Origin of the sequence: Demequina rhizosphaerae, assembly GCF_000971255.1 — a bacterium.
Lineage (GTDB): Bacteria > Actinomycetota > Actinomycetes > Actinomycetales > Demequinaceae > Demequina > Demequina rhizosphaerae.
Genome location: NZ_BBMC01000006.1, coordinates 114,428 through 138,876, shown reverse-complemented (window position 1 = coordinate 138,876; position 24,449 = coordinate 114,428). Strand labels below are relative to the sequence as shown.

The 24,449-nt window shown below is 74.1% G+C and carries 27 protein-coding genes; 6 read left to right on the top strand and 21 right to left on the bottom strand.

From position 1 onward, the window contains the following. The first annotated feature begins 78 nt into the window (after positions 1-78). Positions 79-810, top strand: coding sequence for a type IV toxin-antitoxin system AbiEi family antitoxin domain-containing protein (locus AOM07_RS09925; protein WP_062313328.1), 732 nt, complete (start codon positions 79-81; stop codon positions 808-810). Here the strand turns inward: AOM07_RS09925 and AOM07_RS09920 are convergent. The 10 genes from AOM07_RS09920 to AOM07_RS09875 all read right to left on the bottom strand — a co-directional run bounded on the left by AOM07_RS09920 (position 800) and on the right by AOM07_RS09875 (position 9,310). Then, positions 800-1,306: a GNAT family N-acetyltransferase gene (locus tag AOM07_RS09920; protein ID WP_062313326.1), complete on the bottom strand. Its 507-nt coding sequence runs from the start codon at positions 1,304-1,306 to the stop codon at positions 800-802. The two genes, AOM07_RS09925 and AOM07_RS09920, sit on opposite strands and share 11 nt — an antisense overlap. A gap of 36 nt (positions 1,307-1,342) precedes the next feature. Further along, the gene (locus AOM07_RS09915) at positions 1,343-2,683 is read right to left on the bottom strand and encodes an MFS transporter (RefSeq protein WP_062313324.1); all 1,341 of its coding nucleotides are present in this window, start codon (positions 2,681-2,683) and stop codon (positions 1,343-1,345) included. Positions 2,684-2,804: 121 nt separating this feature from the next. Further along, on the bottom strand, positions 2,805-4,046 hold the full coding sequence (locus AOM07_RS09910; RefSeq protein ID WP_304512062.1) for a cation:proton antiporter: 1,242 nt from the start codon (positions 4,044-4,046) through the stop codon (positions 2,805-2,807). 3 nt (positions 4,047-4,049) lie between these two features. Then, complete coding sequence (locus tag AOM07_RS09905; RefSeq protein ID WP_062313323.1) at positions 4,050-4,529, bottom strand: cation:proton antiporter regulatory subunit; 480 nt, start codon at positions 4,527-4,529, stop codon at positions 4,050-4,052. 50 nt (positions 4,530-4,579) lie between these two features. Further along, positions 4,580-5,008, bottom strand: coding sequence for a DUF6174 domain-containing protein (locus AOM07_RS09900; RefSeq protein ID WP_156171904.1), 429 nt, complete (start codon positions 5,006-5,008; stop codon positions 4,580-4,582). A 137-nt stretch (positions 5,009-5,145) separates the two neighbouring features. Further along, entirely contained in the window at positions 5,146-6,012 is an 867-nt protein-coding gene (locus AOM07_RS09895) for a phosphotransferase (RefSeq protein WP_062313319.1), read from the bottom strand. Positions 6,013-6,077: 65 nt separating this feature from the next. Then, positions 6,078-7,157, bottom strand: coding sequence for a sensor histidine kinase (locus AOM07_RS09890; protein ID WP_062313317.1), 1,080 nt, complete (start codon positions 7,155-7,157; stop codon positions 6,078-6,080). After that, positions 7,154-7,849: a response regulator gene (locus tag AOM07_RS09885; RefSeq protein WP_062313315.1), complete on the bottom strand. Its 696-nt coding sequence runs from the start codon at positions 7,847-7,849 to the stop codon at positions 7,154-7,156. The genes AOM07_RS09890 and AOM07_RS09885 overlap by 4 nt, the downstream gene beginning before the upstream one ends. Position 7,850: 1 nt before the next feature. Further along, positions 7,851-8,660, bottom strand: a complete 810-nt coding sequence (locus AOM07_RS09880; RefSeq protein ID WP_062313313.1) for a DUF2202 domain-containing protein — start codon at positions 8,658-8,660, stop codon at positions 7,851-7,853. An 83-nt stretch (positions 8,661-8,743) separates the two neighbouring features. Next, complete coding sequence (locus tag AOM07_RS09875; protein WP_062313311.1) at positions 8,744-9,310, bottom strand: GNAT family N-acetyltransferase; 567 nt, start codon at positions 9,308-9,310, stop codon at positions 8,744-8,746. Between the two features lie 152 nt (positions 9,311-9,462). Here AOM07_RS09875 and AOM07_RS09870 point away from each other — a divergent pair, with 152 nt between their 5' ends. Continuing rightward, positions 9,463-10,296 carry a siderophore-interacting protein gene (locus tag AOM07_RS09870; protein ID WP_062313304.1) on the top strand — a complete coding sequence of 278 codons (834 nt, stop codon included), beginning with the start codon at positions 9,463-9,465 and terminating at the stop codon, positions 10,294-10,296. A gap of 11 nt (positions 10,297-10,307) precedes the next feature. On the opposite strand, the gene AOM07_RS09865 is transcribed toward AOM07_RS09870, so the two are convergent. From AOM07_RS09865 to AOM07_RS09850, 4 genes are all read right to left on the bottom strand, one after another. Next, positions 10,308-11,204 carry a phosphotransferase gene (locus AOM07_RS09865; RefSeq protein WP_062313302.1) on the bottom strand — a complete coding sequence of 299 codons (897 nt, stop codon included), beginning with the start codon at positions 11,202-11,204 and terminating at the stop codon, positions 10,308-10,310. 40 nt (positions 11,205-11,244) lie between these two features. After that, entirely contained in the window at positions 11,245-12,498 is a 1,254-nt protein-coding gene (locus AOM07_RS09860) for a Dyp-type peroxidase (RefSeq protein ID WP_062313300.1), read from the bottom strand. 2 nt (positions 12,499-12,500) lie between these two features. Further along, positions 12,501-12,998: a copper chaperone PCu(A)C gene (locus tag AOM07_RS09855; protein WP_062313299.1), complete on the bottom strand. Its 498-nt coding sequence runs from the start codon at positions 12,996-12,998 to the stop codon at positions 12,501-12,503. 93 nt (positions 12,999-13,091) lie between these two features. Further along, a complete protein-coding gene (locus tag AOM07_RS09850; protein WP_062313297.1) occupies positions 13,092-13,682 on the bottom strand; it encodes a hypothetical protein in 591 nt (196 codons plus the stop codon). A gap of 62 nt (positions 13,683-13,744) precedes the next feature. On the opposite strand from AOM07_RS09850, the gene AOM07_RS09845 reads away from it, so the two are divergent. Next, the gene (locus AOM07_RS09845; protein ID WP_062313295.1) at positions 13,745-14,416 is read left to right on the top strand and encodes a class I SAM-dependent methyltransferase; all 672 of its coding nucleotides are present in this window, start codon (positions 13,745-13,747) and stop codon (positions 14,414-14,416) included. Here the strand turns inward: AOM07_RS09845 and AOM07_RS09840 are convergent. The 5 genes from AOM07_RS09840 to AOM07_RS09825 form a co-directional block, all read right to left on the bottom strand. Further along, a complete protein-coding gene (locus AOM07_RS09840) occupies positions 14,383-15,552 on the bottom strand; it encodes a MalY/PatB family protein (RefSeq protein WP_062313293.1) in 1,170 nt (389 codons plus the stop codon). The genes AOM07_RS09845 and AOM07_RS09840 overlap by 34 nt on opposite strands. A gap of 26 nt (positions 15,553-15,578) precedes the next feature. Then, positions 15,579-16,049, bottom strand: a complete 471-nt coding sequence (locus AOM07_RS14965; protein ID WP_062313291.1) for an SRPBCC domain-containing protein — start codon at positions 16,047-16,049, stop codon at positions 15,579-15,581. Positions 16,050-16,156: 107 nt separating this feature from the next. After that, entirely contained in the window at positions 16,157-16,321 is a 165-nt protein-coding gene (locus AOM07_RS14960; protein ID WP_169748149.1) for a hypothetical protein, read from the bottom strand. Positions 16,322-16,403: 82 nt separating this feature from the next. Continuing rightward, a complete protein-coding gene (locus AOM07_RS09830; protein ID WP_062313290.1) occupies positions 16,404-17,453 on the bottom strand; it encodes a TerC family protein in 1,050 nt (349 codons plus the stop codon). A gap of 250 nt (positions 17,454-17,703) precedes the next feature. Next, entirely contained in the window at positions 17,704-18,576 is an 873-nt protein-coding gene (locus AOM07_RS09825; protein WP_062313288.1) for an ATP-grasp domain-containing protein, read from the bottom strand. Between the two features lie 77 nt (positions 18,577-18,653). Here AOM07_RS09825 and AOM07_RS09820 point away from each other — a divergent pair, with 77 nt between their 5' ends. The 3 genes from AOM07_RS09820 to AOM07_RS09810 all read left to right on the top strand — a co-directional run bounded on the left by AOM07_RS09820 (position 18,654) and on the right by AOM07_RS09810 (position 21,720). Next, positions 18,654-19,742, top strand: a complete 1,089-nt coding sequence (locus tag AOM07_RS09820; protein WP_062313286.1) for a hypothetical protein — start codon at positions 18,654-18,656, stop codon at positions 19,740-19,742. Positions 19,743-19,858: 116 nt separating this feature from the next. Continuing rightward, positions 19,859-20,530, top strand: a complete 672-nt coding sequence (locus AOM07_RS09815) for a response regulator transcription factor (protein ID WP_062313284.1) — start codon at positions 19,859-19,861, stop codon at positions 20,528-20,530. Continuing rightward, entirely contained in the window at positions 20,527-21,720 is a 1,194-nt protein-coding gene (locus AOM07_RS09810) for a sensor histidine kinase (protein WP_062313282.1), read from the top strand. The genes AOM07_RS09815 and AOM07_RS09810 overlap by 4 nt, the downstream gene beginning before the upstream one ends. Here AOM07_RS09810 and AOM07_RS09805 read toward each other — a convergent pair. Then, complete coding sequence (locus tag AOM07_RS09805; protein WP_062313280.1) at positions 21,717-22,844, bottom strand: VanZ family protein; 1,128 nt, start codon at positions 22,842-22,844, stop codon at positions 21,717-21,719. The two genes, AOM07_RS09810 and AOM07_RS09805, sit on opposite strands and share 4 nt — an antisense overlap. Before the next feature lie 253 nt (positions 22,845-23,097). Continuing rightward, on the bottom strand, positions 23,098-24,369 hold the full coding sequence (locus AOM07_RS09800; protein ID WP_062313278.1) for an MFS transporter: 1,272 nt from the start codon (positions 24,367-24,369) through the stop codon (positions 23,098-23,100). Between the last annotated feature and the right edge of the window lie 80 nt (positions 24,370-24,449).

Genomic DNA, 24,449 nt, shown 5'->3' with positions numbered 1-24,449 from the left:
CACGCTGCACCATCGTGCATGAATAGCGGGAGCCTCGCGCACACAGTCTCGGGTCCCTGCGCCGGGGAGGGGGAGCCGATGCGCGAGCACGAAGGATGGGCCGAGGTGTGCGGCGGGGCAGCGTCCAAGGTGCCGCCCGCCTTTCCGCTCTTCGCGACGGCCGACCTGCGCGCGGTGATCGGCGATCCCGGCCGGCGGCTGCGAGCGCTGCGCGCGGGCGGGCGGATCGTCACGATCGCTCGGGGCATCCATGTCGCGGTGCCGGACGGCGCGGACCGCGCGTGGCTGCCGGGCGCCGAGGAGGCGGGATGGCGCGTGGCCGCAGCCCGATTCGGGCTCGAGGCGCCGTACGTGTCGGGCCTCACCGCCGCGTCGCTGCACGGCGCAACGCCCCGCTCCAGCGCATTCATGCACGTGACGGTGCCGCGCCAGACGAGGGCGCGGCGCCTGGATGAGCTCGGCACCCTGGTCGAGTTCCACACGCGGGACGAGCGCGTGCTGGGCAGCCCGCTGTGGCGCCTGCGGCGCGGAGACGAGCGCACGTGGGGACCCGACGTCATGAGCATGGTCGGCGAGCTCGGGCCCGTCCGCGTCGCGAGCCAGATCCAGACGGTGCTGGACCTGCTCCACAGCCCCTGGCGGTCGGGCAGCTCGGACCGCGCGCGCGACGCGGTCGAGCGGCTGATGCGCGGCGTGTCCGACGCCGAGATCGATGCGGTGGCGCGGGGGCAGCGACGACACTCCGCGGCCGAGCGCACACGCTTCCAACGGCTGGGCCGGTGGGTCCGGGACCCCGACCTCAGAGCATGAGCTGCCAGTAGCCGACGTCGATCCAGCGGTCGAGCTTGAAGCCCGCGTCCGCGATCGTGCCGACGTGCCGGAAGCCGAGGCGCTCGTGCAGCGTCACGGATCCTGGATGGGGCAGCGCGATCACGCCCATGACCGAGCGGACCGGGGCGTGGTCGGTGTCCTGGAGACCGCGGAGCCGGTCGAGCAGGGACGTGTACAGCGTCGTCCCGAGGCCGATGCGGCGCGCGAAGGGGTCGAGGTAGATCGTCGTCTCGAGCGTGTGCCGGTACGCGGCGCGGTCGCGGAACGGGGCGGCGTAGGCGTAGCCGACGACGCGCCCGTCGGCCTCCGCGACGAGCCACGGCAGCCCGCGCTCCTGCACCCGCGCGATGCGTGCCCAGATCTCGTCCGTCGAGACGGGCTCCGTCTCGAAGGTGGCCGTGTCGTGCGCGACGTAGTGGCCGTAGATCTCGGCGATGCGGGCCGCGTCGGCGGCGGGGACGGCGTCTCGGATCACGCGCCCATTATCCGGCCGTGCGGGCCCCGAGGCGTCCTACGCCGCGACCGGGATCGCGTCGTCGCGCGTGATCATCTCCTCGTAGGCGCGGCGCGAGCGCAGGTAGCGCCACGAGACCGCGGCGATGGCGACGCCAGCCAGGCCCGCGCACGCCGTCACGAGGAAGCCGCCCTGCGCACCGTGGCGATCGATGATGGCCCCCGCGAGCCACGCGCCCGCGGCGATCCCGATGTCCATGCCCGTGCGCGTCCAGGTCATGCCCTCGGTGAGGCGCGACCGCGGCACCAGCGCGTGCGTGACGCCGTCGCCCACCGCCATGGTCGGGGCGATGGCGAGGCCGGTGAGGAACATGAGGAGGCCGAGGGCGAGCAGGCCCGGGGCGAACATGAACGAGACGGCGCCCACGCCGGTGACGGACACGCCCCACAGGAGGCGCGAGGCGAGCGTGCGCGCCCACACGCGCGAGCCGTACGCGAGACCGCCCACGAGCGAGCCGACGGCCCACACGGCGAGCACGAGGCCCGCCATGTCCTTGTGGCCCAGCTCCTCGGCGAACGCCACGGTAGCCGCGTCCACCGAGGCGAACATCGCGCCCTGCGTGCCGAAGATCACCGTCGTGACGACGAGCGCGGGCGTGGTGACGAGCAGGTGGCCGCGCAGGGCGCCCCGGTAGCGGCGCATGCCGCGCGGCTTCGGCGGCAGCCCGATGCGCTCGAGCGTGCCGTCGATGACGAGCGCGGTGCTGTGCTCGTGCTCGGCCTGGAAGCGGCGCGCATCCGCGCGGCGCGCGGGCGGCTCGGTCGCCTTGAGCGAGAGGAAGCCGTAGCCTCCGATCGCGAGCGTGACGACGGCGATCGCGGACGGCACCCACGAGTCGACCTGCGTGGCGAGGACCGTGGCGAGTGCGGGACCCGCGATGAACAGGACCTCCTCGAGCGAGGACTCCAGCGAGAAGGCGGTGTTGAGCGCGTCCTTGTCGGGGACGATGTGCGTCCACCGGGCGCGCGTGTGCGTCGACTGCGTGCCGCCCGCCGCGAACAGCGGCGTGAGCAGCAGGAGCACCCAGATCGGCTGGTGCGTGAGGGCCGCGGCGATCATGGCGATGCGGCCGACGATCGCGATCGCGTAGCCGATCCGCAGCACGCGCGACTGCCCGTACGCGTCGACGAGCTTGCCCACCTGCGGCGACACCAGCGCGTACGACACGGCGATCGCGGCGACCACCATGCCCCCGTACTCGTAGCGCCCGTACTCGATCTGCACGAGCAGGAAGGTGGCGAGCCCCGTCAGCCCCATCTGGATGCGCGCGACGAGGCCCCAGGCGGTGAACGCGCGGGCGCCGGGCAGGGCGAGGATGCCCCGGTAGGGGGTGAGCATGACGGAACCTCACAGGGAGAAGAACATCTCGCGCGTCCTCGCGCGGAAGCCACGCCAACTGCGCGACGTGGCCGGCGCATCGTCCTTCGGGTGAGGCCCGGCGGGACGATGGCCCATCGTCTCACACGGCCGGGCGTGGTCGTGACCGTGCCGCGGCCGCCTTGAGCGGATGGGGGATCTGGTCGGCGTAGCGCATGAGCACCGAGCCGGCGACGGCGAGGATGAGCACGTACGCGGCCGCGAACGGACCCAGCAGCGGCTGCGCGCCGCCCGCGACGCCGAGCCCGGCGATGACGATCGAGAACTCGCCGCGCGGCACGAGCGACAGGCCGGTGCGCCACTGGCCCTTGGGGCCGATGCCCACCCGGCGTGCCGCCCACACCCCGGTGATCACCTTCGTCACCAGCGTGACCGCGGCCAGGCCGAGCGCGGGCAGGGCCACGGGTCCCAGGTCGCGCGGGTCGATGCCGATGCCGAAGAACACGAAGAAGATGCCCGCGAACACGTCGCGCAGCGGCGGCATGAGCCCGCGGAGCTGGTCCGCGACGTTGCCCGACAGCGTGAGCCCGAGGAGGAACGCGCCCACCGCGGCGGACACCTGGACCGCCTCGGCAAGGCCCGCGACCAGGAACGCCAGCCCGAGCACGCTGAGCAGCAGCAGCTCGCGCGAGTGCGAGTGCACCGCGGTCGACAGCTGGCGCGAGAAGCGCATGGCGAAGAGGAAGGCCACCGCGACGATCGCGATCGCGATGGCGGCCGCGACCGCGCCCTGCAGCAGCGTCGCGCCCACGAGCATGACCGCGAGGATCGGCAGGAACAGCGCCATCGCGATGTCCTCCATCACGAGCAGGCTGAGGATCACGGGCGTCTCGCGGTTCGCGAGGCGGTCGAAGTCGTCGAGCAGCCGCGCGATGATGCCCGAGCTGGAGATGTAGGTGACGCCCGCGAGGAGCACCGACGCGGTGACCGACCAGCCCATCATGAGCCCGACGGCGAAGCCCGGCGTCGCGTTGAGCACGAGGTCGAGGATGCCGGCCTTCCAGGTGGTCTGCATGCCCACCCTGAGATCGTCTGGCGAGTACTCGAGGCCCAGGAGCAGCAGGAGCAGCACGACGCCGATCTGCGCGCCGATGGACAGGAACTCCTCGCCCGCGCGGATGGGGATGAACCCGCCCTCGCCCATGACGAGGCCCGCGAGCAGGTACAGCGGGATCGAGGGGATCCCGATGCGGCCCGCGAGCCTGCCCAGCAGTGCGAGGACGAGGAAGATGATGCCGAGCTCGATGAACACCAGCGCGATGTCGCCGTGGGCGCCCTCCACTGCGACACGCAGGCCCGTCACGGGTGCGGTCGCGGCGATCACGGCTCAGCCCGTGAGGATCGCGGCCGCGCGGTCCACGGCCTCGTCGGAGCCCAGGACCAGGACGACGTCCCCCGGCTCGAAGATGAACGACGGCTCGATGCCGGGGATGCCCTGATCGCCGCGGATGACCGCGACGACCGAGGCGGACGTCTCCGTGCGGATCCGGCCCTCCGCGAGGGACCGGCCCACGAGCCCGCCGGCCGCGGGCATCGTCACCCACTCGATCGCGAGCCCCACGATCGTGTGCCGCAGGTCCTCGAGGCGGGCGATGATGTTCGTCCCGCCGAGCAGGTCCGCCAGCTTGCCCGAGTCGCCCTCGGACAGCTCGACCGTGCCGCGGCACGCGTCCGGGTCCTCGCGATCGTAGAACGCGAGGTCGCGCTTGCCGTCGCGACGGACCACCACCCCGACGTGGTCGCCGCCCTCCGCGGTGAACTCGTAGCGGACGCCGACTCCGGGGAGCGGGGTCTCGAAGATGTCCATGCGGCCTACTGTCCCACGTCCGGGCCGCTACCGGCGAGGATGCGCACCGATCACGGGACGGTGACCTCTGACACCACGACGAGGTACTCGTCGTCGGCCGCCTGCTCGTCGCCGTCGTACTCGTAGCTCTTGAGGGCGCCGTCATGCGTCCGTGCGAGCCGGCTGACCGCGGCGCCGCGCTCGAGGGCCTCGGCGTGCCAGTCCTCGTAGTCGGCGAAGGTCGAGAAGTCCTCGAGCATCACGCCCGAGGACCTCGCGAGCTCGTCGAGGGGCTCGACCGCGGCGACCTCGTGGTCCCGCACGGTGACGCGCCACCGGCCCGCGGACGGGCCGAAGACCGTGATGGTCGCCTCGTACGTGTAGTCGGAGGGCTCGCTCCACGGCTCGTCGGAGCCCGAGAGCGCGCCGCAAGCCGCCAGCGCGGCGGCCGCCCAGACGAGCACAAGCGCCCGCCCGGTCCGCCGCATCGTCGCCCGCATGTCCCCAGCATCGCGCCTGATAGGCGGGCTGTCGAGGCGAGGCGAGGCGAGGCGAGGCGAGGCGAGGCGAGGCGAGGCGAGGCGACGGCGCTGGCGGGCAGCGAGGGTGGGGAGAGCGGGAGGGGAGGGAGAGCGGCTCAGGCCTCGTGCGCGAGGCCGAGCTCGATGAGCCGCTCCCACGCCATGCGCGCGAGGAACGGGTCGTCGAGCTGGATGTGCCGCATCGCGGCGAGCAGCTGGTACGACTGCGCGCGCCACGCGGTCGCGGCGCTCACCTCGCCGTAGCCGCCGTAGAGCTCGTCGCGCATGTCGAGCGGCACCACGGTCGCGGCGCCGCCCAGGTCGGCCGCCGGGTCGCCGGCGCCGAAGTTGTGCCAGATGAGCAGCCCCGCGAAGCGGCCGCGGTCGGACTGGATCGAGCGCGGCTCGAGGCGCCCGTGGGTCCACGTGGGCGGCACGTCGACGCGCGTCGCGACGCCGGTGCGGAAGAGCGCGTCGGCCGCCTCGACGTCGAGCACGCGGTTCTCGGGGGCGCCGCGCAGCGAGGCGAACACGAGCAGCCGCTCCCAGTCCTCGAGCAGGGAGGCGAGGGGCGGCGCCGTCCGGGGGTTCTCCGGGGCGTCGGCGGGTGCGAGCGTGTGGACCTCGCGCAGCGCCGCGCCGAGGTCGCGCGCGGAGGACGAGTGCAGCGGCACGAAGGCCGCGGTCGACGCCGACACCCAGTCGACGAGCGCCCAGTGGTACGGGAAGCCGCGGCCGGGGCGGCCCCGCTCGATCGGAGCGCTGACGGGGAAGGCCCACGTGTCGAGGTGCGGGGCGACCAGGCCGGCGGCGCGCTCGAACAGCGCGTCGTCGGCCGCGAGGCGCGGGAACAGCGCGCCGTGGTGGTCGCCGATGCGGATCGCGAAGTGGTCCTCGAGCGTGTACCGGCGGCCGAGCTCGACGTCCGCGAGGTGCGGGAACTGGTCGTCGATCAGCGCGCGGACCGTCTCGTCCGTCACCACCAGGGGTTCTTCCGTGCGCGTACCTGGGAGCATGCGTGCCACCCTAGCGGCGGCGGGGGGTCGCGTCACGCCTCCTCGGCGCGCGGCAGCACGAGGGCGAACGTGGCGCCGCGGCCCCGCCCCGGCGAGGCGACGGTGACGTCGCCGCCGTGTGCGCGGGCGAGCGACCGGGCGATCGTGAGGCCGATGCCGCGGCCGGGACGCTCCCCGGACCCCGAGCCGCGGTAGAAGCGCTCGAAGACCCGGTCGAGGTCCTCGGGCGCGATCCCGTCGCCCTCGTCGACGACCTCGGCCACCGCATCGTCTCCCCGCACCGCGACGGTCACCCGCACCGCCCCGCCGTCCGGGCTGTGCGCGAGCGCGTTGCCGAGGAGGTTGACCAGCACCTGCGCGATGCGGTCGCGGTCGACCGTCACCGCCGCCGGGGCGGCCGCGGCCACCTCGAGCGTCACGCCCCGGTGCTCGAACTGCGGGCGCAGCCGATCGGCGGCCTCGCGGGCGAGCGCCGCCAGGTCCGCCGGCCCGGTCCTCAGCGCGAGGGCGCTCTCCTCGGCGCGCGAGAGCGTCGAGAGGTCCTCCGCGAGGCGCTGCAGGCGTGCGGCCTCGCCGGCGACGCGCTCGTAGACCTCCGGCGAGGGGTCGACGACGCCGTCGATGAGGCCCTCCATCGACCCGCGGATGGTGGTGAGGGGCGTGCGCATCTCGTGCGCGACCTCGTCGACGAGCCGGACCCGGCGGGCCTCGCCGTCGGCGAGGCGCGCGGCGAGCGCGTCGACGTCGGCCGCGACGGCCGCGAGCTCCTCCTCGGGCGGCCGCGGCACGCGGCGCGTGTAGTCGCCGGCGGCGATGGCGCGGGTGGCCTCGCGGATCGCCGCGAGCGGGCCCGCGATCCGGCGCGACATCAGCAGCGCGGCGACCGCGGCGCCGGCGAGGCCGGCCGCGGCGCCCCATCCGAGCGCGAGCGGCAGCACGTCCGCGAGGAGGTCGCGCGCGCTCTCCTGGCCCATCATCGCCCCGCGCGCGCCGCCCATCCGGCGGTTGACGGTGACGTTCGCGACCACGCTGCCGACCGCGACGAGCGCGACCACGCCGACCGCGGCGACCGCGAGGTGCGAGGCGAGCAGCCGCCCGCGCACGGTGCTCACGGCGTCGCCAGCTTGTAGCCGACGCCGCGCACCGTGTGGAGCAGGCGCGGGTGCTCGGCGTCGTCGCCGAGGGCGCGGCGCAGCTTCCGGACGTGCACGTCGACGATGCGCTCGTCGCCGAAGAAGTCCCAGCCCCACACGCGCTCGATGAGCTGGCGGCGGGTGAAGACGCGGCCCGGCGCGGAGGCGAGCGCGGCGAGCAGGTCGAACTCGAGCGCGGTGAGCGTCGCGGGGGCGCCGCCGACGGTGACCTCGCGGCCGCCGAGGTCGATGCTCACGTCCGCGACGTCGAGGCGGTCGGGGGAGCGGCCCCCGGAGTCGCCGCGGCGCAGGATGGCCCGCACGCGGGCGACCACCTCGCGCGGGCTGAACGGCTTCGTCACGTAGTCGTCCGCGCCCACCTCGAGGCCGACGATGCGGTCGGCCTCCTCGGCGCGGGCCGTGAGCATGAGGACGGGCACGTCCGAGGTGCGGCGGATGCGGCGCAGGGTCTCGACGCCGTCGATGCCGGGCAGCCGCACGTCGAGCAGGACGAGGGCGACGGGGTCGCGCGACAGGACCGCGAGGGCGTCCTCGCCGCTCGCGGCCTCCGCGACCTCGAAGCCGTCGCGGCGCAGGTAGCCGCCGACGAGGCCACGGATGTTCTCCTCGTCGTCGACCACCAGCACGGTGCGTCCCGCCACGCTCGTCATCCTACGGAGCGGGGACGCCCGTGATGTCCTCCACCTCCGCCGGATCCAGGACCGATGCCGAGTACGTGGCGCCGGCGGCGTCGAGCGCCCGCACGAACGCGGCGAGGTGGTGCTCGCTCGCGTGCTCGAGCCGCGCGTAGGTCGAGGCGATCGCGTCGGAGTCGACGTCCTGGGCCCGGAGGTCCGCGATGTCGGTCTCCTCGACGAGCGCGCCCACCCCCAGCGCGGCGGTCTCGGACTCCGAGCCCTGCGCGAGCAGCTCGTCGTACAGCGCCTGGATGTCCGCGTCGGCGTAGACGCCGGCCTCGGCGTCCTCCGTCGGGTCGTCGAGCCCGTGCGCGTCGGCCAGTCGCACGACAGCGTCGAGGTGGCGGTCCTCCGCGGCCGCGATCCTGTCGAACGTGGACAGGTCCCAGGCGTCGGCGAGCTCGAGGTAGAGGTCGCGGGCCATGCGCTCCTCGTCGGCCATCGCCGCGAGCGAGGCGGCGTCGGCATCGGTCGCGTCGCCCTCGACCACCGCATCGTCCAGGCAGCTGCCGTCCCCGACGCCCATGCCGGCGCCCGCGCCGGCGCCCGCGGACCGGCCCATGCCCATGCCGCCGCGTCGGCCGGTGGTGCCGTCGTCATCGTCGGTGCGGCCCCAGCCGCTCATCATGCCCATCCCGGACTCGATGCGCGTCTGCGTGCCGTTCCCGGCGTCGTCGTCGCTGCCGCCGTTCCCGGCGCCCGCCCAGGCGGCGACCGGGACGGCGAGGAGCGCGGCTCCGGCCGCGGCGGCGGTGAGCGCGAGGCGCGTGGTGTGCGTGGTCATCGGGGTCTCCTTCCCTCGGATGACCCCAGTCCATCGCCGCCGTGTGAAGCGCCTCGGGGCGCTTCCGTGAAGATTCCGTGAAGTCAGATCCCCAGGAGGTCGCGGCGCGACCGCCAGTCCCGTGCGAGCAGGCCGAAGATCGCGTCGTCGGACACCTCGTCCTCGACCCAGAAGGCCTCGCGCTTGACGCCCTCGGCCTCGAAGCCGAGCCGCTTGAGCACCTGGATCGAGCGCTCGTTGGCGGGGTGGGTCGACGCCTCGACGCGGTGCACGCCGGTGACGTCGACGAGGTGGTCGATGAGCGCGGCGGCGGCCTCGGTCGCGTACCCCTTGCGCCGCGCCCAGCTGTGCAGGGTGTAGCCGATCTCCGCGGTGTGCCCGTGCTCGTGCAGGTACACGGCGACGTCGCCCACGGTGCGGCCGTCGGCGACGCGCTGCACGTCGAGCTGGTACCAGTGCCCCGGCATCGGGCCGTCGTGCTTCTCGCTCTCCTCGATGAGGGCGAGCGCCTTCTCGACCGAGTAGGGGATCCGCCAGGCCTGGTACATGGCGGTCTCGGGGTCGGAGCGGCGCGCGGCGAAGTCCTCGGCGTCCGCCGCCGTGAACGGGCGGAGCACGAGTCTGGAGGTGTGAAGGGGAGCGAAGGCCACGGCCACACGATAGCCGCGCATAACGTTGTGACGCCCGCATTTCGTGCGTTTGAATTAGGCAACGTCGCCGTTGCGGATGTGGTCTACACTGCAACGGTGAGGTGAGGCTCACCTTCCTCGCAGGCCCCCGCGAATCCCCTGAACGGAGCCCCATGGAGACCGTCCACGCCGCCACGATCACCGCGACCGAGGTCGTGACGTCGCACATGATGCGCGTGCGGCTGCGTCTCGACGATCCCGGCGCGTGGGTCTCGGACGGCACCCCCGACGAGTGCGTGCACGTCGAGGTGGGGGCGGAGACCGCCGATGCGGACGGGCACAGCGCGCGCCACTACACGGTGAGCGGGCACGTCGAGGACGGCTTCGAGATGGAGGTCTTCATCCACGGCGACGGCCCGGGCGCCACGTGGGCCCGCACGGCTCGCCCCGGGGACCGCACCGAGGTGTCGGACTCGAAGGGTTACTACAAGGCGCCCGAGGGCGCGGGCACGCGCGTGCTCGTCGGCGACGCGACCGCGCTGCCCGCGATCGCGCGCATCCTCGCGGAGGCCGACGCGGACGAGGAGTTCCACGTGGTCGTCGAGCTCGCCGACATGGCCGAGGCCCGCGACCTGCCCACCGCCGCCACCGCGACCATCGAGTGGCGGCTGGGCGGCAACGGGGTGCGCGCCTCGGTGCTCAAGGACGCGCTGATCGCGCTCGAGGACCGCTTCCTCGACCGCGAGGCGGGCGCGTACATCTGGGTGGCGTGCGAGGCGAAGGACTCGCGCGCGATCCGCACGATGCTGCGTCGCGGGTACGGCCTGCCGCTCACCCACTTCCGCATCGTCGGCTACTGGCACAAGGACCTCGAGCACGCGCTGCGCGTGTGGAACGAGGCCTCCGAGCAGACCAAGGCCGAGTACATGTCCCTGTGGCGGGACGACCGCAGCGACGAGGAGAACTGGGTCGAGCTCGAGCCCTTCCTCCAGAAGATGGGCGCCTGAAGCCTCGGCCCTCAGCCAGCGACGTCGAGGTCGGCCAGCGCGCGCCTGCCCGCGTCCCGGTACGGCTGCTCCTCGAGCGACGCGAGCGTGACCGCGTAGGCGAGCGCCTCGGCGCGCATCCGCAGCAGCGCCGCCTCGTCGAGCGGCGTGACGGCATCGTCGTAGCCCTTGAGCAGGTCCCGCACGCGCGCGCTGCCCACGAGGCACCACGCCTGCCCGAGGTCCGTCGCGGGGTCCGCGACGCCCAGGTCGCCCCAGTCGAGGATGCCGGCCAGGCGCCCGCGTCGGGTCAGCACGTTCGCGCCGTGCAGGTCGAGGTGCGCCCACGTCTCGAGCGGGCGCCGCTGGACCGCTCCCGCGTGGAAGTGCTCGCGCGCGAGGTCCGCGTCGAGCGCGACCCCCGTCTCGAGCAGCCGCTCGACGCGGTCGTCGAAGCGCTCGGCCCGTTCGGCGAGCGGGGACGACCGGAACGGGTTGCGGGGCGCCTCGGGCGGGGCCGGGGCGTGGAGCCGCGCGAGGGCGCGGCCGAGGTCCGCGGCGCCCCGGCCGCTGAGCGGTTCGTCGTAGGCGGGCACGCCGGGCAGCCACGGCACCACGGCCCAGGCCCACGGCACCTCGTCGGACGGGCCGCCGATGCGCTCGGGCACGGGCGCCGCGAAGTCCCACGCGGGCGCGAGGCGGGGCAGCCACACGTGCTCGCGCTCGATCAGCTGCGCGGCGTGCGCGCGGCGCGGGATGCGCACCGCGAGCGCGTCGCCGAGCCGGATCGTGACGTTGTCCCAGCCCTCGTACGCGTCCCCCAGGGGCAGCGACGCGAGGTCGGGGTGATCGCGCTCGAGCAGCGAGCGGACCGCGGACTGCGTGACGGCGATGTCGGCGGCGGGACCCGACCACCCCGTTGTGCTCATGCGACGAGGCTACGGGCGACCCCTTCCGGCCGCTACCCGATCAGGCGAAGAGCGTCTCGCCGACGAAGCCGCCCTCCTCGCAGCCCGGAGGGATCGCGAAGACCGCGGAGCCGATGGGCGTCGTCCACGTGTTGAGCAGGTCCGCCTGCGCGAGGCGGCGCTGCATCGGGACGTACTGCGCGTCGACGTCGCGCTGCCACGAGCCGAACAGGAGCCCCACGTTGGACACGGCGGGCCGGCCCTGGGTGTCGACCGCCCCGGCCTCGACCGGGTCGTCGTAGTTGTAGCCGATGCGCACGATGCCCCGGGCGGGGTCGCTCACGTGGGCGCGGGCCGAGTGGGCGGCCGGGTTGACGACCGTGAACCCGCTCGCGTCGGTCGCCTCGAGGTCGATCGGGTCGTGCTCGGAGCCGCCGGTGAGCGGCGCGCCGTCGGACAGGCGTCGACCCACGGAGGCCTCGCGCCCCTCGACGCCCACCTCGTCCCAGCCCTCGAGGTCCATCGCGATGCGCCGGAGCACGAGCGACGTGCCCCCGCGCAGCCACGCGGGAGCCTCGTCCCCGGCCCACACCGCGGCGCCGAAGGCGTCGTCGGCGGGCTTGGGCGTGGTCGAGCCGTCGACCTGGCCGAACAGGTTGCGCATCGTGGTGCCCTGCGCGTCGGAGCCGTACGCCCGCCGGAAGCCGCTCTGGCGCCAGCGCAGCGACGCGAAGGACCGCGAGTCGCGCACGATCATGCGCGCGAGGTGCGCGATCGCGGTCGGGTCGTCGCCGTGCAGCAGGACCATCGCGTCGCCGTCGGACCAGCGCTCCTCGAGCGCGTCGATCTCCTCGAAGGCGGGCAGCGGGCCGAGCCACGCGGGGACCTCCGCGCCGGCGCGCGCCACGGCCTCGCGGCCGAGGCCGAACGTCGCGGTGAGCCCCGCCGGGCGCGCGGCGAGCTCGGGCTCGAGGTCCGCGAGGGCGCCGCGGCCCTGCGTGAGGCGGGCCGCATCGTCCGTGAGGAGCCGCAGCCACGCGGCGAGACGGTCCCGGTCGGTCCCGGGCAGCAGGTCGAAGGCGAGGTACGTGGCGTGCGCGCCGGGCGTCGACGTGACGCCCGCCTGGTGGGCGCCGTGGAACGGCACCATGCGCTCGCCGTTGATGCCGGCGGTATCGGCGGATGGGCCGGCGTCCGAGCCGGGGAGCAGGCCCGCGCGCTCGGCCCCGAGCGTGGCGGCCGCGGCGGCGCCGACGGCGGCCCCTCCGAAGAGGAGCTGCCGCCGGCTGGGACCGTGTCGAGCGGAGTCGCGCATGATCAGTGCGAGGACTCCGCGTCCATCGACTCGCCGTCGTAGTCCTCGTTGGCGCCGTCGAAGTCCTTCGCGGTCGCGGTGAAGCCGACGGTCGAGCCGTCCTCGAGCTCGAGCGTGAAGGCCACCTCGTCGCCCGCGACGATCGGCTCCTCCACGCCCATGAGCATGAGGTGGTAGCCGCCGGGCTGGAGCGTGAGGGTCTCGCCGGCGGGGACGGTGAAGCCGCCGTCCTTCTCCTGCATGTCGCCGTCGACGACCTCGTGGAGCTCGATCATCGGGGCGGCGTCGGAGGAGGCGGCGACGACGGTGAGGTCGGCGTCGGTGGTGTTGGTGAGGGTGGCGAAGGCCGCGGTCATGCCGGACTCGACGGTCTTGACCCAGGGGTCCTCGACCGTGAGCGAGGCCTCCGAGGAGGCGGTGTCGGACGCGCAGCCCGCGAGGGCGGCGGCGGAGGCCAGCGCGACGGCGGCGGTGGCGAGGAAGCGGGGACGGGTGGACATGACTCTCCTGTGATGGGTGCGCGCGCGTGCGAGGGCGTGCCGGCGCGCGGCTTGCCTGAAAGGGGGTGCGCGGGATCCGCGCGGGTGGGCTGCTCAGGCGGTCACGGGAGGGGCGCGGCTCGCACGGGAGACGAGCGCGTGGGGGACGATGCGGCGCGGCGCGCGCGGCGTCGGGACGATGCGGGCGGCGGGGGCGAGCGCGGGCACGGGGCCGATCGCCAGGCCTGCGAGCAGCGCGCGCGACACGAGCGCGGCGAGGGCGGCGAGCGCGCGGAGCGCCGCGCCGGCGCGGCGGATGCCGACGTAGGTGAGCGCGCCGGCGAGCGCGTGCGCGAGCGGCATCGACGCGGCGTGCGCGTGGACCGCGGAGCCGGCGACGGCGTCCGCGATGGCCGACGGGTCATGGGCCGCGTGCCCCTCGAGCGCGACCGGTGCGGCGGCGCCCACGGAGAACGACGTGTGGAGCGCGAGCTGGCTGGCGGCGACGATCGCGGCGAGGCGCCAGCGACCGAGCGGACGGCCCGCGAGCTGCGCGGCGACGGCGAACGAGGCGCCGAGCGGCGCCGCGACGGCGAGCAGCGTGGGCGTGTGGCCGCCCGCGAGGACGTGGAGGGCCAGCGCGGAGAACGTGGACAGCGCGGCGGCGCCGGCCGCGCGGCCCAGCCTCGACACGCTCTCGCTCACGCGGGCGATTCTCCCACGATCGGGACCGAGGTCCCAGCCCGGGTGGGGGATGATGGTGCGTCATGAGCGAGGAGACGCCGCAGGCCGCGAAGGAGCGCCCCGACCACCAGCGCTGGAACTACAACATCCACTACATGTCGCCGCTGCTCGGGAGCATCCCCGACGACGCGCGCACCGCGCTCGACGTGGGCTGCGGCGAGGGGCACCTCGCGCGCCGGCTCGCGGCGCGCGGGCTCGAGGTGACGGGCATCGACGTCGACCCGGCCGCGATCGCCCGCGCGCGGGCGCAGGGCCACACGGTCGAGCTGCTGACGTCGACGGAGGAGGAGCCCGCGGAGTCGCCGTCGATCACATACCGGGCGGGCGACGCGCTGGCCTCGCCGCTCGACACCTACGACGTCGTCACCGCGTCGGCGGTGCTCCACCACCTCGACCTCGACGAGGGCCTGACCCGCCTGCGCGACCTGGTTGCGCCCGGCGGCCGGCTGCTGGTCGTGGGCATGGCGAACGCGAACTGGCCGCAGGACCTGCCGCGCGACGTGTGGGCGACGTTCGTCGACAAGTTCCACCGGCTGTTCCGCGGCTACTGGGACCACGGCTGCGACTGCCGGTGGCCGGCCACGCACTCGTTCCGCGACGTGCGCGAGGCGGCGGAGCGCATCCTGCCCGGCTCCGAGTACCGCCGCGAGCTGCTGTGGCGCTACACGCTCACCTGGGACAAGCCCGCGTCCTGAGCCCGCGCGATGCCCGTCGCGATGCGGCGCACCGCCTCCTCGAGGATCTCCGGAGAGGTGGCGATGTTGAGCCGCGCGTGGCCCGCTCCGCCGGTGCCGAAGTACGGGCCGTTGTTGAGCGCGACGCGGCCGTGGTCGATGAGCGCGTACGCGGGCTCGTCGCCCAGCATGTCGCCGAAGTCGAGCCACGTGAGGTACGTGCCCTCGGGCACCGTGTAGCCGACGCCGGGCAGGTGCTCCGCGACGAGGTCGCGCACGAGCATGCGGTTGCGGTCGAGCCCCGCGAGCATCGCCTCGAGCCACTCCCCGCCGTGCGTGTACGCCGCCGTCTGGGCGATCACGCCGAGCTGCGTGGGGCCGTGGTGCTTGCCCGACCGGTACGCGTCGAGCCCGGCCGCATCGGGCCCGCCCACGAGCACCGCGGCCGGGATGGCGGCCAGGTTCCACGCCTTCGACGCCGCGTGCAGCGCGAGCCCCGCCGGGTCGACCTCGAGGTAGGGCACGAACTCGGCGCCGGGGAAGACGATCGGCGCGTGGATCTCGTCGGAGACCACCGGCACGCCGTAGCGGTGCGACAGCTCCGCGAGGGCGGTGAGCTCCTCGCGCGTGTGCACCGTGCCGCCCGGGTTGTGCGGGCTGCACAGCAGGTACGCGGCGCGACGCCCGCCCGAGGTGGCCTCCGCCATCGCGCGCTCGATCGCGTCGAGGTCGAGGCGCAGGTCCGCGCCGAGCGGCGCCTCGCGGATCTCCCGCTTCGCCTGGCGCAGGTAGAGGAAGAACGGCGGGTAGACCGGCGGGTTGACGATGATCTCGCCGCCCGCGTCGGTGAGCTCGACGAGCGCGTCGACGTAGCCCTGGATGACGCTCGCGACGGGCGACACGCGCGCCTCGTCGACGTCCCAGCCCCACGACCGCCGCGCAAAGTCGGCGAAGGCGGCGACGTAGGGGGTCGAGCCGGCGTAGCCCATGTCCCCCTCGCGCACGGCCTCCTCGAGGGCCTCGCGGATGGGGTCGGCGAGGTCGACGTCCATCTCCGCCACCCACAGCGGGAGCACGTCGGGCTCGTAGTGGCGCCACTTCGCCGAGGTGCGGCGCCGCAGGCGCTCGAGCGGGACGGAGAACGGGTCCGCGATCATGAGCCCGACACTAGCCGAGCCGCGGGTCACGACATAGATCGCAGCAGCGCCTCGAGGCGCTCGGCCGACTCGCGCATGCGGGCGACGCCGCCGAGGTTGAGGTAGCCGGTGCGGTGGTAGTCGTCCGGGAACATGTGGCTGATGACGAGCATCGTCCCCGCGGGCGTCTCGCCCATGTCGACGCGCATCCACGTGAGCACGTCGGGGAACAGCTCCGACACGAACGTGTAGGTGAGCTGCGACTGCGGCTCGACCTTGTCGTAGCGGCCGTAGAAGCTGAAGGTGTTGCCCTCGGGGTCCGACTGGACCACCCGCCACGCGCCCCCCGGCTCGACGTCCATGTCCACGCTGCGGTTGACGTAGCCGTGCGGCGCCCACCACTGCTGCACGTACAGCGGCTCGGTCACCGCGGTCCACACGCGGGGCAGGGGGAAGGCCAGCCGCGCGGTCGAGACCAGCACGGGAGGCTCGGCGGGCGCCTCGAACGAGATGTCCATCACGCTCCCCGGGTCCGTCGGGCGCGCGGCCCGTCCTGACCCCAGCCTGATAGCAGGAGTGTCGGGCGTCAACCGGAGCCCCGCATCGTCCGCGGGGCGGGGGCGTCTCAGGAGCCGGGTCGGAGCACCTGCTTGCCGACGCGCAACCCCTTGGCGGCCTTCGAGTCGGGGCCGTTGCGCTCCTCGACCTTGTCCGCGATCGCTCCCAGCGCCCATGCGGCCACCGGGATCGCGATCGCCATGAACATCCAGCGTCCGATCCTGCGTCTCATCCATGCACCTCCGGTGGCGACAACGCGCGCACCCCGCCGGTCCTTCCCGGCGGGGTGCGCGACGTCGGTCAGAAGGCGGGAGTCAGCGGGTCGGGTCGATGAGGCCCGTGTGCGGCGCGGCCTCGGCGGCCGCCTTCTCGGCCTCGATCCGCTTCGACGCTCGCAGGCTGGTGACCGTGGTGACGGCCAGAACGCCCACGATGACGACGAGCGACAGCGTGGTGGGCACGGTGGGCACGCCCGGCCACACGCCGTGCGCCCAGTGCAGGACGAGCTTGACGCCGATGAAGCCGAGGATGACGGAGAGCCCGTAGCCGAGGTGGACCAGCTTCGACAGCGCGCCCTCGAGCACGAAGTACAACGCGCGCAGGCCGAGCAGCGCGAACGCGTTGGTCGCGAACACCAGGTACGGGTCCGCGGTGATGCCGTAGACGGCCGGCACGGAGTCGACCGCGAACACGATGTCGGTGAAGATGATCGCCGCCATCACGAGCGCGAGCGGCGTGAGCGCGTGGCGGCCGTTGCGGATGACGGTCGCCTTGGTGCCCTCGTACTCGCCGGTGACGGGGAAGACCTTGGACAGCACCTTGACGATGCGCATCTGCTCGGGGTCGATCTCCTCCTCGGCCTCGCTGCGGGCGTCGCGGAACACCTTGATCGCGGTGGCGAGCAGGATCGCGCCGAAGAGCAGGAACGTCCAGTCGAAGGTCGCGATGAGGCCCGCGCCGAGCGCGATGAAGATGCCGCGCAGCACGATCGCGCCGGCGACGCCGATGAGCAGCACGCGCTGCTGGAGGATCCGCGGCACGGCGAACGCGCTGAGGATGAGGATGAAGACGAAGAGGTTGTCGACCGACAGCGACTTCTCGACGATGTAGCCGGTGTAGTACTTCACGCCGATGTCGTGGCCGTGGGTCGCCCACACCCAGCCGCCGAACGCGAGCGGCAGCGCGATGTAGAACGCGGTCCACGCGAGCGCCTCCTTGAAGGAGACCTCGTGCGGCTTGCGCGTGATGACGAAGTCGAAGACGAGCAGGCCGATCACGGCCAGGATGGTGCCGAGCCACAGCGCCGGGGTGGCGATGGTGGTGAGCTCGGTGGAGGCGGAGGCCTCGAGGACGAGCGGGGACATGGGGCTCCTCAGGTACGGCGAAGTCCTGAGGTCTCCTTCGCCGCTGGTGCGGCGCCCGCCCGGGAGGATCCACGGAGATCTCGTACTGACCGGAACGGGGCTTGGGAAGTACTCCCCTCGGGGGTCAAGAGTAGACGATGCGCGCTCCGCCCGCGCCGCTCACCCTCGCCCTCCCGCGCCCCGGGAGGTGCTGAGCGCCCGGAATCGCCGATCCTGGGCACTCAGCACCTCCCGGGGGCGCCGAAGACGGTCAGAGCAGCGCGCGGAAGGCCTCCGCCGCACGCTCGGGGGCGCCCTCGCCGAGCGCGAGGAACAGGCTGGGCTCGGTGAGCTCGAGCTCGAGCACCACGGGGCCGTCCGCGGTCGGCAGCAGGTCGACGCGCACGTAGGCGAGGTCGGGGTGCCCCATCCCCGGCAGCGCCGCGACGATGCGGTCGGCGAGGTCGCGCTCGGCCTCGCTCGGGGCGGTGCCCGCGACCTTCTCGTCGGCGTAGAGGCCCGTCTCCCACGACATGTCGCGGGACAGGATCGCGGCCTTGCGGGCGGCGTGGGAGAAGCGTCCGCCCAGGTAGACCAGCGCCGTCTCGCCCGCGGTGTCCACCTCGGTGAGGTAGGGCTGGAGCATCGCGACCTTGCCCTGCGCGTGCAGCGCCGCGAGGTGCGCCCGCGCGCCCTCCTCGTCGCCGTGGAACAGGCGGGCGCCGTTCGAGCCGGCGCCCACCGACGGCTTCACCACGAGGTGGCCGTCCAGGGCGACCACCGCATCGTCCGCCGCACCGTCCGCGGCCTCGCCCGGCGCGACGAACGTGGTCGGAACCGTGGGGAAGCCCGCGGCGGCGAGGTCCCCGAGGTAGCGCTTGTCGGTGTTCCACACCACGGTGTCGACGGGGTTGAGGAGGCGTGTGACGGACGATGCGGCGCGCGCCCACGCGAGGAACTCGTCGAGCCGGTCGTGGTAGTTCCAGGTGCTTCGCAGGATCGCGACCTCGTAGGCGCTCCAGTCGACCTGCGGGTCGTCCCAGGCCACGAGGGCCGCCTCCGGCAGGTGCGGCAGCAGCAGGTCCTCGTCCGCGTCGGGGACGGGGAGCTCGCGGGTGGTGACGATGGCGATCCGGGCGGTCATCCCGACAACCTAGCGCCCGGCGTGGACGGCCCCCGCGCATCGTCCGACGCCGCTACCCTCACGGACAGGAGGTGTCCATGTCGCGCTGGGGTCAGGTGCTCGGGGCGACCGCGGGCGTCCTGGTGGGGGCCGGCCTGCTCTACGGGACCTACCTCACCGTGACCCCCGTCCTGTTCCCCGAGGGCGCCGCGGCCGCACCCGCCGCCTCGCCGAGCGCATCGTCCAGCCCGTCGGCGACCGTCGTCGCGGCCGACGGCTGCGACTGGGAGTCGCTCAAGGGCAAGGAGCGGCCGGCCGTCCTCAAGGACGAGCCCGACGGGCTGCCGAAGGCGCGCCGGATGACCGACGAGACGTGGGAGTGCGTCGACGAGTCGTGGGCCGTCGAGGTGCACAGCGCGGGCGGCGACACGTGGCGCCCGGGCGGCACCGCGCAGGCGCTGTACCTCGCGGCCCCGGACGGCGACCTTCTCAAGCTCTTCGACCTCCGCACGGACGTCGCGGTCGTCGTGCTCGAGTCCGACATCGACGCGCGCCTCGCGTGGACCGCGCGCACGACCGACTCCGACGCCTCCCAGGTGGTCCAGGTCGAGCTCGACTCGGGGCTCGTGGTCGACGCGTGGGGCGGCGACGGCGTGCCGAGCCTGCAGCGCAACAAGAAGGGCGTCATCCGGTCCGTCGAGCCGCTCGGGCCGCACGAGGGCGGCGGCACGCTGTGGGCCGGGTACTCCTCGGCCGGCACGCTCCAGTCGCTGTTCGTGCGCGACGGCGGCGCGGACTTCCGGACCTTCGCGGCGCAGAAGGCGCTCGACAACCTGGTCGACGACGGCGCCGTCAACGGCAAGGGGGGCTCGGGGCTCGAGGCGTGGACCAGCAAGGCGGCGACGACCGCGGTCTTCCTCGCGCAGCGGCTCGACGACTCGGGCAAGGCCGCGGGCTCGACCGGCGCCGGCACGTGGGTGGTGGTCGACCTCGTCACCGACCAGTGGCGCCTCGCGGCCGCGAGCCTGCCTGCCCAGCTGTGCACCCCCGCGCCGGGCACCTACGCGCCGGGGACCTACAACAACCCGGGCGAGCTGCAGGCCGTGTGCACGAAGGGCGGCAAGGAGCGCGTCTACCGGCTCACCGTCGGCGGCGACCCCGTGGAGGTCGACGCCGGCGGGCCGTAGCGCGACGCGGATCCTTATGCTGGCTGAATCCAGCGCCGCCTAGGCTGTTCCGGCCGTCCGGCGTGCGCGCCCCCCGTGCGTGCGCCGGGCGGTCCGCTGACGAAGGGAGACCGCGCGTGAGGGTGCTCGTCGTCGAGGACCATGCGGTCCTCGCGCGTGAGGTCGCGACGGGGCTGCGCCGGTCCGGGCTGGCCGTGGATGTGGCGCGCGACGGCGAGGAGGCCCTCGAGAAGGCGGCCGTCAACCCGTACGACGTGGTGGTCCTCGACCGCGACCTGCCGCGCGTCTCCGGCGACGAGGTGTGCCGGACGCTGTCCGCGGCGCCCGAGCCGCCGCGCATCCTCATGCTGACCGCGGCCGGGCGCCTCGAGGACATCGTCGAGGGCCTGGGCCTCGGGGCCGACGACTACCTCGCGAAGCCGTTCGCGATGGCCGAGCTCGCGGCGCGCGTCCGGACGCTCGGGCGCCGCGCCGGGGCCACGCCCCGGCCGCACGTGCGCATCGGCGGGCTCGAGATCCGTCCCGACGAGCACGCGGTGCAGCGCGACGGCCGCGCGATCACGCTGTCGCCCAAGGAGTTCGGCGTGCTCGAGGTGCTCGCCGCTCAGCCCGGACGCGTCGTGTCCGCCGAGACCCTCCTCGAGAAGGTGTGGGACGAGTACGCGGACCCGCTCACCAACTCCGTGCGCGTCACCATGGTGACGCTCCGCCGCAAGCTCGGGGAGCCGGCCCTCATCGAGACGATCAAGGGCGTGGGCTACGTGCTGCGCGGAGGGGACGACGCGTGAGGCTGACCATCCGCACCAAGCTCACGGCGCTGTTCGCGCTGCTGTTCGTCGTGCTCGCGGGCGTGCTCGTCACCACGGCGTACCTCTTCGTCGCCAGCGCGACCACGCCCGAGGCGCAGCAGGCCGACCGCCAGCGCCTCCTCGAGGAGGCACTGGCGGACCAGGGGGTCACGCTCCCCGACGCGCCGACACCGATGCCGAGCGGACGCCCGGACGATGCGGTGGGCCAGGCCCTCGCCGACATCGCCGCGCAGGTGCGGCAGAACGTCCTCGACGACCTGCTCCAGCGCTCGCTGCTCGCCTTCGCGCTGTCCGCGCTCGTCGCGGTGGCGCTCGCGTGGTGGCTCGCGGGCCGTGTGCTGCGCCCCGTCGACGAGATCTCGCAGGCCGCGAGCACGCTGTCCGAGCGCACGCTCGACCGCCGCCTGTCCGAGGAGGGACCCGACGACGAGTTCGGGCGGCTGCGCCGCGCCTTCAACGGCATGCTCGCGCGCCTCGAGTCGGCCTTCGACGCGCGGCAGCGCTTCGCGGCGGACGCCTCGCACGAGCTGCGCACCCCGCTCGCGGTGCTGCGCGCCTCGGCGGACAACGTGCTCACCTCGCCCCGGCCCTCGAGGCAGGCCCGCGAGCTCGCGGAGGAGGTGGAGCAGCAGGTGGGCCGTGCGGACTCGCTCATGACGAGCCTGCTCACGCTCGCCCGCGCCGACGACGTCATCCACACGCGTGAGCCGCTCGACCTGGCGGACGTCGCCGCCGAGGTGGTGTCGGCGGCCTCGCCCCGGGCCACCGCCGCGGGCGTCGAGATCGATCTCGACATCGCCGACGCGCCCGTGCTCGGCGACCCGGTGCTCGTCGAGCGCATGCTGGCGAACCTCGTCGACAATGCGCTCCGCTACAACCGTGCGTCCGAGGCCTGGGTGCGCTGCCGGGTGTGGTCGGAGGCGGGGCGCGCGCTCGTCGAGGTGTCCAACGCGGGTCCCGCGCTCGCGGCCGCCGACATCCCCGCGCTGTTCGAGCGGTTCTCGCGTGGCGATCAGCGCTCCGAGGTCGCGGGCCACGGCCTGGGGCTGCCGATCGTCGCGCGCGTTGCGCGGGTGCACGAGGGCGTCGTCGATGCGTGGCCGGGCGAGGAGGGCGGTCTCAGCGTGCGCGTCTCGCTGCCGGCGCGCCGGGACGAGCCGGTCGTCTAGGCCGGGTCCTCCACCGCATCGTCCCGCGGCGCACCCGCCCGGGCGGCCGCGAGCGCCGGGCGCGACCGCATCGCCGTCCCCGACGCGAGGTCGCTGAGCGAGCGGCGGTCGCGGCGGGCGAGCACCGACAGCAGCTCGCCGACGAGCAGCACCGGCAGGAGCGACGGGATGATCGCCCACGGCACCCACCGCACGGCCCAGCGCGTCGCCAGCCGGCCGCCGTGGGGGCGCCCCCCGTGGTCGACGTCGACCGGCGCGATGTTGAGCAGCAGCTGGCCGGGCGTGGTCGCGTCGCGCGCGAGCAGCGACGGGATGAGCACCACGGCGACGCCCGCGGCGAGGTTGATCGCGATCGAGATCACGGGATGGTCGATCCGCTCCTGCGCGGCGCTGAGCGACCCGCCGTCCGCGAGCGACACGACGATGACGACGGTCGCGGCGAACGACACCGTCGTGACCGCGAGCAGGTCGACGACGAGCGCGAAGGCCCGCCGCGGCGCGCTGGGCGGGGCCAGGTCGGGGACCGGGACGGGGTTCGCGAACGCGCGGCTCGCGACCGCGCGGGACAGCAGCGCGCCGAGCGCGCCGCCGAGCGTGTTGACGAGGACGTCGTCGACGTCGAGCATCCGGTACGGGCACGGGTAGAGGCCGAACACGCCGGTGCCCTGCGCGAGCTCGATGAGGATCGAGGTGCCCGCGGACGCCGCCACCACCGTCGCGAGCCGCCACCGGGTCACCTGGTGGAGGAAGAAGCCGAACGGCGCGAACAGGACGACGTTGAGGAAGACCTGGAGGAAGGCGAAGCCCGTGAGCGCGGACACGAGCCCGACCTCGCCGATGTCGCCCACGATCGGCAGGATCGAGCCGAGGGGGAGCAGCTGCCAGCCGGCCACGACGGAGCCGCCGTCGCACACGAGCTGGCCCGGCCGCGGGAGCGGGAACACGGTGAAGGCGGCGAGCGCGCTCGCGGAGGCGAGCAGCCCCAGCGCCGCGAGCAGCGGCCACCCGGCGAGCCGGCCGTAGCGGCGCACGACGACGCCCAGCGCGGGCAGCGCGGCGAGGGGCAGGAGGGCGACCGTGAGCACCGCGGTGACGAGGGTGTCGACGTGGAGGTCCGGACCCATGCTTCCACCCTAGGGCGGCGATGCGCCTGGTGGAGGGGAATATCCGGCGCCGGCGTCCCAGGGGGAGGGAGCGGAACGCCGGCGCACGGAAGGGGTGCGGCTCGGGCGGCCAAGTCCCCGGATGGACGCCCGAGCCACGATCTATCGGATGGCTGCTGTGCCATCGCGAAAACCTTGTGTCTACGACGGTATCCGGCCGCCGCGCACCGGGGAGGGGACCTAGGTCCCGTCGTTTCCGGCACGCGGTAACGGATCACATGTGGGGCGGCGTCGGAGGCTGCTCGACGGGCTCCTCGCGCTCCGACGGCGGGGGTGCGTCGGGCAGGTGCGCGGCGTCTCCGCGCTCGGTGCTGCGGCGCAGGACGCCCGCGCTCGCGAGCACGAGGACGAGCGCCAGGCCCGCCCCCGCGGCGCCCATCCCGAGCCCGGCGCGCGCGCCGCTGGTCTCGATGAGCCCGCCCGCGAGCCACGCGCCGAAGGCGACGCCGACGCCCATGCCGATGCGCAACCACGCCATGCCCTCGGTGATCTGGTCGCGGCGCACGACGCGCTGCACCACCGTGTCGGCGTTGGTGAGCGTCGGCGCGATCGTGAGGCCGGCCAGCAGGCCGAGACCCGCGAGCCACCAGACGTTCGGCGCGAACGCGAGCGCGCCGAAGCCGACCGTCATGAGCAGCGCCGTGAGCACCGTGCGCTGCCACAGGGGGGCACGCCAGTGGCGCGAGCCGTAGAAGAGGCCGCCCAGCAGCGAGCCCGCGGACACGATCGCGATGACGACGCCCGACAGGGTCTGGCGGCCAGCCTCGTCCGCGAACGCCACCACCGAGATGTCGAAGGCGCCGAACATCGCGCCGATGCCGATCGTCACCAGCGAGACCGCGATGACCGCGGCCGGCAGCCGCAGGCCGAGCGAGCCCGCCGAGCCGCCCGCGCGCGGCTCCGGCTCGGTGCCGGTCTGCGCGAGCAGGATCGTCATCCCCACGACGAGCCCGGCGAGGCACACGACGACGCCCAGTGGCGGCCACACGAGCGTCGCGAGGATGGTCGCGAGCGCGGGGCCGGAGACGAAGAGCACCTCGTCGAGCGCGCCCTCGAGGGAGAAGGCGGTGTGGATGTCGCGGTCGGACTCGAGCAGGTGGGACCAGCGCGCGCGGGTGAGCGAGCCGAGCGGTCCCTGGATCGATGCGATCGCGACGGCGATCCACAGCAGCCACTCCGGGCCGTGGGACATCGCCGTGACGATCGCGAGCACCGCGCCGAGGACGAAGACCGCCGTGAGCGGGATCATGGCGCGGCGCTGGCCGATGCGGTCGACGAGCCGCGCGGTGGGGACGGTCTGCGCGGCCCACACGAGCGTGCCGACGGCGGCGACGCGGCCGGCCATGGCGTAGCTGTCGTACTGGAGCTGCACCATGAGGATCACCGAGATGTTGAACATCGAGATCGGCAGGCGGGCCAGCAGGCCGGCGGCGGCGAAGGCCTTCGCCCCGGGGTGCGCGAGGATCGCGCGGTAGTTGTCGAGCACCAGGAAATGCTCCCATCCCGGGCCCTGGAGCACGATTCGGGCACAACCCTCGCAAGATGTGACAGATGGGGTTAACGTGA

Excerpts from the sequence above, each read along its gene's own strand:
- AOM07_RS09925 (WP_062313328.1), top strand. The coding sequence starts at position 79 with ATGCGCGAGCACGAAGGATGGGCCGAGGTGTGCGGCGGGGCAGCGTCC.
- AOM07_RS09915 (WP_062313324.1), bottom strand. The coding sequence starts at position 2,683 with ATGCTCACCCCCTACCGGGGCATCCTCGCCCTGCCCGGCGCCCGCGCG.
- AOM07_RS09905 (WP_062313323.1), bottom strand. The coding sequence starts at position 4,529 with ATGGACATCTTCGAGACCCCGCTCCCCGGAGTCGGCGTCCGCTACGAG.
- AOM07_RS09900 (WP_156171904.1), bottom strand. The coding sequence starts at position 5,008 with ATGCGGGCGACGATGCGGCGGACCGGGCGGGCGCTTGTGCTCGTCTGG.
- AOM07_RS09885 (WP_062313315.1), bottom strand. The coding sequence starts at position 7,849 with ATGACGAGCGTGGCGGGACGCACCGTGCTGGTGGTCGACGACGAGGAG.
- AOM07_RS09880 (WP_062313313.1), bottom strand. The coding sequence starts at position 8,660 with ATGACCACGCACACCACGCGCCTCGCGCTCACCGCCGCCGCGGCCGGA.
- AOM07_RS09870 (WP_062313304.1), top strand. The coding sequence starts at position 9,463 with ATGGAGACCGTCCACGCCGCCACGATCACCGCGACCGAGGTCGTGACG.
- AOM07_RS09865 (WP_062313302.1), bottom strand. The coding sequence starts at position 11,204 with ATGAGCACAACGGGGTGGTCGGGTCCCGCCGCCGACATCGCCGTCACG.
- AOM07_RS09860 (WP_062313300.1), bottom strand. The coding sequence starts at position 12,498 with ATGCGCGACTCCGCTCGACACGGTCCCAGCCGGCGGCAGCTCCTCTTC.
- AOM07_RS09855 (WP_062313299.1), bottom strand. The coding sequence starts at position 12,998 with ATGTCCACCCGTCCCCGCTTCCTCGCCACCGCCGCCGTCGCGCTGGCC.
- AOM07_RS09845 (WP_062313295.1), top strand. The coding sequence starts at position 13,745 with ATGAGCGAGGAGACGCCGCAGGCCGCGAAGGAGCGCCCCGACCACCAG.
- AOM07_RS09840 (WP_062313293.1), bottom strand. The coding sequence starts at position 15,552 with ATGATCGCGGACCCGTTCTCCGTCCCGCTCGAGCGCCTGCGGCGCCGC.
- AOM07_RS14965 (WP_062313291.1), bottom strand. The coding sequence starts at position 16,049 with ATGGACATCTCGTTCGAGGCGCCCGCCGAGCCTCCCGTGCTGGTCTCG.
- AOM07_RS14960 (WP_169748149.1), bottom strand. The coding sequence starts at position 16,321 with ATGAGACGCAGGATCGGACGCTGGATGTTCATGGCGATCGCGATCCCG.
- AOM07_RS09830 (WP_062313290.1), bottom strand. The coding sequence starts at position 17,453 with ATGTCCCCGCTCGTCCTCGAGGCCTCCGCCTCCACCGAGCTCACCACC.
- AOM07_RS09825 (WP_062313288.1), bottom strand. The coding sequence starts at position 18,576 with ATGACCGCCCGGATCGCCATCGTCACCACCCGCGAGCTCCCCGTCCCC.
- AOM07_RS09820 (WP_062313286.1), top strand. The coding sequence starts at position 18,654 with ATGTCGCGCTGGGGTCAGGTGCTCGGGGCGACCGCGGGCGTCCTGGTG.
- AOM07_RS09805 (WP_062313280.1), bottom strand. The coding sequence starts at position 22,844 with ATGGGTCCGGACCTCCACGTCGACACCCTCGTCACCGCGGTGCTCACG.